This window comes from Kitasatospora sp. NPDC056327 (assembly GCF_042261735.1).
In the GTDB taxonomy this organism is placed as follows: Bacteria; Actinomycetota; Actinomycetes; order Streptomycetales; family Streptomycetaceae; genus Kitasatospora.
On record NZ_JBHJRC010000305.1, the window covers coordinates 1 to 9,912 of the forward strand.

Sequence of the window (9,912 nt, forward strand, 5' to 3'; positions counted from 1 at the left end):
CCCCTCCTCACGGGGCGCCCGCCGCCCGCTTCGTTCCCCCCGGTCTGTTCTCCCGGTTCTCCCCGTTCTTCCAACCGACCCCCCACCCGCTCTCCCATCGAAGGAACCCGCCATGGAGTTGACGGTCGAGGGCCTCACGGCCGGGTACGGCCCGGGGCGCCCCGTGCTGGGCGGCGTGGACCTCACCGTGCCCGGCGGGCAGGTGGTGGCCATCGTCGGCCCCAACGGCTGCGGCAAGTCCACCCTGCTGCGCTCGATCGCCCGGCTGCACAGGCCGGACGGCGGGCGGGTGCTGGTCGGCGGCGAGGACATCTGGAAGCTGCGCCCCCGGCAGGCCGCCCACCGGGTGGCCCTGCTGCCGCAGAGCCCGCAGGCGCCCGAGGCGGTCACCGTCGCCGGGCTGGTCCGCTACGGCCGCCATCCGCACCAGGGCCTGTTCCGGCAGTGGTCCGCCGACGACGAGCGGCTCACCGCCGAGGCGCTGCGGGCCACCGGCGTCGAGGAGTTCGCCGACCGGAGGCTGGACCGGCTCTCCGGCGGTCAGCGGCAGCGCTGCTGGCTGGCCATGGTGCTCGCCCAGGACGCGCCGGTGGTGCTGCTCGACGAACCGACCAGCGCGCTCGACCTGGGCCACGCCGTCGAGGTGCTGGAACTGGTCCGCGAGGTCGCGGCGGGCGGGCGCACCGTCGTCATGGTGCTGCACGACCTCGCGGCCGCGGCGCGCTACGCCGACCTGGTGGTGGCGATGCGCGGCGGCGAGGTGATCGCCTGCGGCCCGCCGCGCGAGGTGGTGGACGCGCCGCTGGTGCGGGCGCTGTACGACGTCGACAGCGATGTGCTGACGGCCCCCGGGGACGGCGCGCCGGTGATCGTCCCGCGTGCCGGGAGCCGGGCGGCGGCCTCGCCGGTCGGCTGATCCGCGGGCGGGGCCGGCGGGGCGCGCGGGCCGTCCACGGGCCGGGGCCCGCCGGGCGTCCGCCGGGCCGTCCGGCGGCGTGCCGGTCCTCCGCGTGCCCGGCCGGGGGTGTGCGGGTCGTCCGCGGTCCGGGCCGGCGCCGTACCGGTCGTCCGCCGGGCCGTCCGGCGGCCCGTTCGAACCGGTGGGCGGGCGCGGCGGGTTGCGGCGGGGGTGCCGTCGGCGGTGTGGTCTGCTGGGTGGCCGGGCGTCCGCCGGGCGCCCGTGCCGCCGGCGCGCCCGCCGCCTCCGGAAGGGTCACCGATGCTCCGCCGTTCCGTGCCGCTCCGCCGCTCCGCCGCCCTGTTCGCCGCCCTCGCGATCGGCTCGGCCGCCGCCGCGGGCTGTTCCTCGGCCGACGCTCCCGGGCGGGACGGCGGGTCCGTCCCGCCGCCCTCCGCGTCCGTCTCCGGCCCGGTGCCGGTCACGTCCGTTCCCGCTCCGGGCACGGCTTCGGCGCCGTCCGTCCCGGGGTCGTCCGCCGCCACGGACCCCGGCTCCGGGCCGGCCCCCGCCACGCCGTCCGCCGGGCCGCCGTCGGTGCCGGCCGCGGCCGCCTCGGTGGACGTCCGGGGCACCGTCACCGACGGGCTGGAGTCCCCCTGGGGCCTGGCCGTCCTGCCCGGCGGCGACCTGCTGGTCTCCGGGCGCGACGACGCCCGGATCCTGCACGTCTCGGCGAAGGACGGCACGAGGACCGCGGCCGGGACGGTGCCCGGGGTCACCCCCGGCGGCGAGGGCGGCCTGCTCGGCCTCGCCCTGTCGCCCGGTTTCGCCGCCGACCACCGGGTCTACGCCTACCTCTCCACCGCCTCCGACAACCGGATCGTGCGCCTCGACTACGACCCGGCCGCCCCGGCCGGCGCCCGCCTCGGCGAGCCCGTCGTGCTGCTGGCCGGGATCCCGCACGGCCCCCGGCACAACGGCGGCCGGATCGCGTTCGGCCCCGACGGCCTCCTGTACGCCGGCACCGGCGACGCCAACGACCGCTCGCTCTCCCAGAACCGGGACTCGCTCGGCGGCAAGATCCTGCGCCTGACCCCCGACGGCGCCGCCGCGCCGGGCAACCCCTTCCCCGGCTCGCCGGTCTGGTCGCTCGGCCACCGCAACGTCCAGGGCCTGGCCTGGGACCCGCAGGGACGGCTGTTCGCCTCGGAGTTCGGCCAGGACACCTGGGACGAACTGAACCTGATCACCCCCGGCGGCAACTACGGCTGGCCGACCGTGGAGGGCACCGCGGGCCGCCCGGGGTTCGTCGACCCGCTGGCCCAGTGGCACACCGCCGACGCCTCCCCGAGCGGCATCGCGTACGCCTCCGGCGCGGTCTGGATGGCGGCCCTGGGCGGCGCCCGGCTCTGGCGGGTCCCCCTCCTCGGGGACCGGCCCGCCGGGGCCCCGCAGGAGTTCCTCGCCGGCGCCTACGGGCGGCTGCGCACGGTGACGGCCGACCGGGACGGCACCCTGCTGGTGGTCACCGACAACACCGACGGCCGGGGCGACCCGCGGCCGGGGGACGACCGGATCCTGCGGCTGACCGTCACCGACAGGTGACCACAGGTCATTTCCGTTCACCTGTTCGAGCGGTTTGAACGTGGTTCGACCGGGGATCGACCACTTCCTACCGCTCAGTACCCATCCCTGCCGGTCGAGTTGTCAGTGTGCCCCGTTACGTTCCTCCCATCACTGACCGATCGGGAGGAGCGCGGCCGTGGCTTGGGTGGAAACGGGAGCGGGCGGCTATCACGTCGCCTTCGACGAGGAGGGCAAGGTGGTCTGCCGCAACGCGGCCGGCCGTCTGCTGAAGGCCGTCCCGCCGAAGCTGAACGACGACCCGGTGGTCGTCGGCCTCAGGCAGCTCACCGAGTGGCTGGAGGCGCACCGGCGCGGCTGCCTGGAGACCGCCGAACGGTGGATGGTCCGCTCGCTGCCGGTGCCCGCCGCCGTCGTCACCGCCGTCTGGGCGGACGAGGCGTGGCAGGAGGTGCTCCGCGACCTCGTGGTCACCGGCCCCGACGGCGCCGTCGCCGGCTTCCTGCGCGGCGCCGACGCCGAGCGCGGCCTCGGCCTGGTCGACCTCGACGGCGACACCGTCCGGCTCACCGCCGGCGAGCTCCGGATACCCCACCCGGTCCTGCTGGAGGACCTCGACGACCTGCGCGAGTTCGCGGTCGAACTCGGGGTCTCCCAGCAGGTCCAGCAGCTCTACCGGGAGGTCTGGATCCGGCCCGCGGACGTCACCGGCACCGAGGTCGACACCTACGCCGGCGGCCGCTTCGCCGCCCTGCGGGACCTGATCGGCCGCTGCACCAGGCTCGGCTACCGCGTCCGCGGCGGCCACGCCGTGCTGCCCGTCGTCGAGGACGGCCGCGCCCTGGAGGCCCGGGTCTGGGTCGGCGACTACTACGAGTACGACGAGTGCGAGACCGGCGCGCTCAGCTGGACCGGCCCGGACGGCAAGGTCCTGCCGCTGGCCGGGATCGGACCGGTCGCCTGGTCCGAGGGGATGCGGATGGCCGCCGCACTGTACGCCGGCCGCAAGACCGAAGGGGAGGAAGCCGCATGAGCACCACCACCGGAACCGACCGCGCCGCCGCCGGCGCCGGATCCGCCCGCCACGAACGCCTGCTGGAGGCCGGGGCGATCCTCGCCCCCGGCACCCTGGCCGGCGCCGGCGCCCCCGAGAGCGCCGCCGACGTGCTGACCGCCCGCGGCTACACCCACCCCGCCCTGGAGGGGCGCCGCATCGTCCGGCTGGTGCCCGGCTCGCTCGGCCCCGCCGAGGACCTCGCCGTCGACTTCCTCGGGCTCGCCCTCGACGGGGAGCCCGCCGAGGTCGGCCAGGTCCGCCAGGAGGCACTCGGCTTCCCCGCCTGGGCGCTGGTCCACGACCCCGCCAACGGCCACCACGCGCTCGCCCTGGTCAAGGAGATGGAGCGGCTCGCCCGCCAGGCCAAGTCCAAGCCCGGCCACGCCAAGGACGGCTTCGACGAACTCGCCCGCCGGCTCGGCCGCGCCGTCCCGCACTTCCTGCCCACCTACTGCGAGCAGGTCGGCCGGATCTTCCTGGAGCAGGACAACAAGACCTACGCGAGCACCTTCTTCGGCCGGGCCCGCGAGGCCGAGCGCACCCACAACCTCACCGTGGACGAGGAGCGGCTGCGCGCCGTCTTCCTGGAGTTCGCCCTGGCCGGCGCGCTCAGCGTCAAGGCGCTGCGCCAGTACGTCAAGGAGCTGGGCGACCGGCTCGACCCGCAGACCGCCTGGCAGCGGTTCCGCCAGCTGTGCACCGAGCGCTCGGCCGCCGGCATGGCGCCCTACGCCGGCATCGCCGAGGACGCCCGCGCCCTGCTGAAGGCCGCCGGCCTGGACCGCGCGGAGCACGAGCGGGCACTCCTCGCCGAACTCCTCGCCTCACCCTCCGTCAACCGGGCGCCCGCCTCGTTCTGGAAGAGCTGGCGCGAGTCCGTGGTCGAGCTCGGCCGGCAGGACGCCGCGGTCCGGGCCCGCCTGCTGGAGCTGCTGCCCGACCCGGCGGGCAACGACCGCGACGCCCAGGACGCCTTCTGGCTCTCGCTGCTCGCGGAGAGCGGCGCCGAGCGGCTGCTCACCGACCCCGCCGCCGTCGCCGCAGACCCGGCCGGGGACGCGCCCGCCGAGCCCGCCGGGGCCTGGCTGCGGCGCTGGACCAACCACCTCGGCCGCGGCTGGGGCGCCCGTGGACTGAACCCGGAGACCTTCGCCCTGGCCGTCCGGATGCTCGACCGGCTGCGCGCCGAGGGCGTCCCGGTCGACCTCTTCGACGGGGTCCGCCGCACCCCCGCCCAGGTCGAGATCCTCGACCTGCTGCTCACCGAGGGCATCCCCGTCGCCGACCCGCCCCCCGGTTTCGCCTTCTACCTCAAGGACTGGGTCGCCGTCTCCGGCCCGGAGGGCCGCACGCTCGCCGCCGTCGCCGCCGACCCGCGCCTGCGCCCCCTGCTGCGCACCGCCGTGCCGGACGTCTGGGACGCCGTCGACAGCCGCGGCCTCGCCGCCCGGCCGGTACTGCGCGAACTCTTCGTCGAGTGGTCCGAGGCCCGCGCCGAGGAACTGGAGGCCGCCCGCGGCCTGGAGAGCGCCTTCGGGCTGCTGCGCGAACTGACCGCCCACCGCCGGGGCATCCGCGACGAGAGCCCGGCCGCCGCGCAGCGGATCGCCGGCCTCGACGTCGCCGGCCTGCTCGCCGGCGCCCTGCGGGCCGGCATCCTCGACGAACTCGGCTGGCCCGCCCTGGAGGAGGCGCTGGCCGCCCTCGGCGCCGACGGCGGGGACACCCCCGGCTACGGCAACGGCCGCTCGCTCCCCGCCGGGCTGACCCTCCAGGAGGCCTGGCCGAACCTCGTGCTCGGCCTCGGCAACCAGGCCGTCGTGGTCGGCCCGCAGGGCATCGTGCTGGAGCACACCCTGCGCATCCCCGACAAGCAGGAGAGCCACCAGCGCCCCCGCTTCCGCTTCGTCGACGGCGAACTGCTGGTCGCCTGGTCCCTGGAGGGCAAGCAGCGCGCCTACTGGTCCGGCCGGCCCGCCGAGGTCTTCGAACTCGGCGGCGAGACCATCGTCCACTACTGGGGCGGCCGGGACGAGATCGAGGTCCCCACCGTCCCGCTGCCCGGCGGCGGCCGCAGCACCGGCCACCGCCCGCTGCACGTCGGCGACACCACGGCGCCCGCCCAGGACCACGTCCTCGGCGACGGCATCGGCCACTGGACCTCCCGCTGGGCCCGCGGCGGCCAGGTGCTGCAGGAGCTCGACGCCGCCACCGGCACCCTGGGCCGGGTCTCCGAGCCGCCGCGGATCGCCGCCGGCGCCGCCGCGGGCCGCCTCGACACCGGCCACACCCAGCTGCTGCCGCTCCTGCCCGGCCTGGAGAGCACCCCGCTCGGCACCGACGGCACCGTGCTCGGCAACTGGGTCCGGGTCGACGGCACCCGGGTCACCACCACCACCGCCGACGGCACCGTGCTCGTCGTCGACAACGCCGGGAGCGGGCACCGCACGTACCCGCTCGGCCTGCTCGCCCTGCCCGGTGGCGCCCGGCCGGTGGTCTCCAACGGCATCCGGCACGAGCTCGCCCTCGGCCTGCCCGCCGCGGACTCCCCGGCGGACGGCCCCGTCGCCGCCGACCGGACCGGCTTCACGGCCGACTTCGAGCTCGGCCGGCCCGGGGGTCTGGACGCCGCGGGCACCCCCGTCGTGCTGCCGATCTCCCACTGGCACCTGCTGAGCCCGCGCGACGAGCAGGGCTCGGCCCTGCTGCGCGCCGTCACCGACGAGCAGGCCGCCCGCCTCATCGACGCCACCTGGCCCGCGGACGCCGAACCCGTCCCCGCCGGGCAGCAGCGCTGGATCACCGTCCAGGGCGTGCGCCGCCCGGTCGTCAGCAGCGGGAAGGCCGTGGACGGGCTCCCGCTCGACGCGGTGGCCGAGGTCCTGCCGGGCATCACCCACCGCCGACTGCTGGCCGGCGTCACCGGCCTCGCCCGCACCGCCGCCAAGCTGCTCGACACGGTCGCCCGCTACCTGCCGCAGCCCGAGGACGTCTCCGCCACCGCCCGCAGCGGCCCCGAGTACCCCCACCGGCCGGAGCACGGCACCGACTACGAACTCGGCGAGGCCGTTCATCTGCTGCTGCCCGGGCTCGCCGGGTTCGGACGCTCCTGGGAGCGCAGCGCGAGCTACCGCGTCCTCAACAACCTCCGGACGGTCACCGCCGTCCTCGCCGAGCCGCCGGCGGCCGACGGCGACGGCTGGAGCACCCCGCGGACCGTGGAGCTGCACGGCGACGACAACCACCACGGCTGGCTGACCGCGCTCGGCCGGCTCGGCACCCTCGCCTACGCCGCCGCCGCGCCGCTGACCTCCGCCGAGCGGCGTGCCTCGCTCGGACTGCTGCTCACCGAGCTCACCACCGGGCCGCTCGCCGACCGCGGCGCCACCCTGCGCGAGGTCCTGCTCACCGAGCCGCTGAACGACCCGCGGGCCGACGAGGGCAAGCACGAGCGCCGGGCCGGCCAGGTCTGGCGGCACGGCGACCGCACCGTCGTGCTGCTGGCCTGCAGCCACCACGACGACGACAAGGTGTACTGGCTCGCCGCCGACCACGACCCGAGCGGGGCCTTCGGCCCGGTCGCCCACTTCGGCACCGGCCGGGAGCGCGTCACCGAGGAGCGGCTCTCGGCCGCCTGGTTCACCCGGTTCACCGCCCTGCTCGCCGAGCGCGGCGCCACGACCCACCGCGGCGACCGCGCCGCCGACCTCGGCGAGCGCACCGGCATCGGCGCCATCCGTTCCGCCGTGCTGCTCAGCCCCACCGAGGCGCTCATCCACTGGTACGGCGCGCCGCTGCCCGCCGAGGCGCTCAAGGAGTACGGCCTCAAGTCCGCCGAGGCCAAGGCCGCCCGCGACTGGCTGCGCGGCCGCGACCGCTCCGTCCTCGTCGAGGTCTGGGCGGCCCTGATGCCCGCCGACCCCGAGGACCTCTGGACCACCGGGCCGGACACCGCGGCCGGCGCCGCCCGCTGGACCGAGCGCCTCGGACGGCTCGTCACTCTGCCCGCCGAGGAGCAGGCCACCGTCAGCGGCACCCGGATCCAGGTCGTCGAGGAGATCCTGAACGCCGCCACCACCCCCTGGCTCAGCCGCACCACCCGCCAGCGGGTGCGCGCGGCGGACGACGGCGGCGACATCCGCCTGCGCGCCGACGACGGCGACGCGCTGCCGGAGTACAACAGCCTCTCCGACGCGGCCACCGCCCTCGCCTGGCTCGCCTACCGGCTGCCCTGGAACAGCCCGCTGCGCGCCCGGCTCGCCCCGGCCGTGGAGGCGCTGCGCACCCGGCTGGCCGACCCCGGGCTGCTGCTCGCCTACGAGCTGCGCCGCAACAGCAAGGGCGTGCCGCTGGCCGGCTTCCTGCGCACCCGCTACGGCCTGCCCGCCGAGGGCGGCGGTGACGCCGACGGACTGGTCCGCTGCGGCGAGGCCGTGGTGCTGACGCCCTCGCACGACGAGGCCGAGCAGATCTGGTGGCGCCCGGCCGGCCTCACCGGGCCGCAGGACCCGGCGCTGGACCTGCTGGAGGGCTTGGCCGACAGCCACTGGTTCTCCCGGCAGCGGCCCGTCCTCACGGCGCTCCTGAACGGGGACCTCGACCGGCTGGTCGCCCTGCCGGAGCCGCCCGCCGGGGCCGGCGCCGAGGGCGCGGCCGCCGCCGGTGACGCCGGGGCCGAGCTCTGGCAGCACCACCCGCTGCTCACCGTGCCCGAGCTGGTCACCGAGGTCGCCAAGACCCACGAGCTGGGCGAGGACGCCGCGGTGGTCTACCTCCAGCTGCTCGCCCTGCCCGACCCGACCGACCGCAACGTCGCCCGCTGGACCGGCTGGAGGCCCGCCCGGCTCAAGAAGGCGCGGGCCGAACTCGTGGCCGCCGGGCTGGTCCTGGAGGCCAAGCGGGCCCGGGCCGGCCGCAGCTGCTTCCTCCCCGGCGGCTGGCAGGAGGCCAAGGCCCCCGGCCTGCCCGTCGAGACCTGGAAGTCCGGTCTCTACGATCTGCCCACCCACCACGTCGCGCTGCCGCAGCAGGCCGTCCCCGAGCTGTTCGCCCGGGCCTGGCGGCGCGTCACCGACGGGGACGCCCCCGGCTTCGAACAGCTCCAGACCGGCAAGCGCAGGAAGGCCCGCCGATGACCACCACCACAGCCACTCCCACCGGCGCCGCCGGGCCCGCCGACCGGCAGGTCGTCCCTCCGGAGGAGAAGTACACGGCCGAACTGGAGTTCCTGGCCGCGCACGACTCCGGCCCGCGTCCGCCCGGCTGGCGGCTCACCCCGCGCGCCGTCGTCACCTTCGTGATGGGCAGCGGCGGCGAGAAGCTCAAGGCCGGCCGCCGGAGCCTGGCGATCGAGCAGAAGTTCGTCGGGGAGCGGGCCCTGGTCGAACGCTGCGTCGTCACCCTGGCCGGCGAGCGCGGCCTGCTGCTCGTCGGCGAGCCCGGCACCGCCAAGTCGATGCTCTCCGAGCTGCTCGCCGCCGCCGTCTGCGGCACCAGCGGACTCACCGTCCAGGGCACCGCCGGCACCACCGAAGACCAGCTCAAGTACGGCTGGAACTACGCGCTGCTGCTCGCCAAGGGCCCCAGCCGCGAGGCCCTGGTGCCCTCGCCGGTGCTCACCGCGATGACCACCGGCGCGGTCGCCCGGGTCGAGGAGGTCACCCGCTGCCTCCCCGAGGTCCAGGACGCCCTGGTCTCGCTGCTCTCCGAGCGGCGGATCGCCGTCCCCGAACTCGCCGGAGGCCCGGACGGCCAGCTGCACGCCGTCCCCGGGTTCACCCTGATCGCCACGGCCAACCTGCGGGACAAGGGCGTCAGCGAGATGTCCGCCGCCCTCAAGCGGCGGTTCAACTTCGAGACGGTGGGCCCGATCGGCAGCCTCGCCGCCGAGGTGGACCTGGTCCGCCGCCAGTCCACCGCCGCCGTCGCCCGCGCCGGGGCGGCCTTCGCGGTCGACGACGCGGTGCTGGAGGCCCTGGTCACCGCCTTCCGCGACCTGCGGACCGGCCGCTCGACCGAGGGCTGGGACGTCGAGCGCCCGTCCACCGTGATGAGCACCGCCGAGGCCGTCTCGGTGGCCACCGCGCTCGGGGTCACCGCCGCCTACCTGCCCGACGGCGGGGACCTGCTCGGCCGGCTGCCCGGCCAGCTGATCGGCGTGGTCCGCAAGGACGACCCGGCCGACGGCGCCCGGCTGCTCGGTTACTGGGACGGCCCGGTCCGCCGTCGCGCCGAACAGGGCGCCGCCACCTGGCGCACCCTCTGGGACCTGCGCTCCGCCCTGGAGCACTGAGCCCCACCGGCCCGGGGGCGGGGGCCCCCCCCGGGCGCGGCGCCCCCCCCGCCCGCCGCCGTGGGGAGCCGGCACCGT

General features: G+C 76.9%; 5 protein-coding genes. All 5 read left to right on the plus strand.

Annotated features, from left to right (window positions below; all coding sequences use genetic code 11):
* Window positions 1-112: 112 nt before the first annotated feature.
* The 5 genes from ACFCX4_RS30595 to ACFCX4_RS30615 all read left to right on the plus strand — a co-directional run bounded on the left by ACFCX4_RS30595 (window position 113) and on the right by ACFCX4_RS30615 (window position 9,834).
* Window positions 113-916, plus strand: a complete 804-nt coding sequence (locus ACFCX4_RS30595; protein WP_376149488.1) for an ABC transporter ATP-binding protein — start codon at window positions 113-115, stop codon at window positions 914-916.
* A 303-nt stretch (window positions 917-1,219) separates the two neighbouring features.
* Window positions 1,220-2,506: a PQQ-dependent sugar dehydrogenase gene (locus ACFCX4_RS30600; RefSeq protein ID WP_376149491.1), complete on the plus strand. Its 1,287-nt coding sequence runs from the start codon at window positions 1,220-1,222 to the stop codon at window positions 2,504-2,506.
* Between the two features lie 157 nt (window positions 2,507-2,663).
* Window positions 2,664-3,518, plus strand: a complete 855-nt coding sequence (locus ACFCX4_RS30605) for a DUF4132 domain-containing protein (protein WP_376149494.1) — start codon at window positions 2,664-2,666, stop codon at window positions 3,516-3,518.
* Window positions 3,515-8,677 carry a hypothetical protein gene (locus tag ACFCX4_RS30610; protein WP_376149497.1) on the plus strand — a complete coding sequence of 1,721 codons (5,163 nt, stop codon included), beginning with the start codon at window positions 3,515-3,517 and terminating at the stop codon, window positions 8,675-8,677. Before ACFCX4_RS30605 ends, ACFCX4_RS30610 begins: the two co-directional genes overlap by 4 nt.
* Window positions 8,674-9,834 (plus strand): AAA family ATPase, encoded by a 1,161-nt coding sequence (locus tag ACFCX4_RS30615; RefSeq protein ID WP_376149500.1) that lies wholly within the window; start codon window positions 8,674-8,676, stop codon window positions 9,832-9,834. The genes ACFCX4_RS30610 and ACFCX4_RS30615 overlap by 4 nt, the downstream gene beginning before the upstream one ends.
* Window positions 9,835-9,912 lie beyond the last annotated feature (78 nt).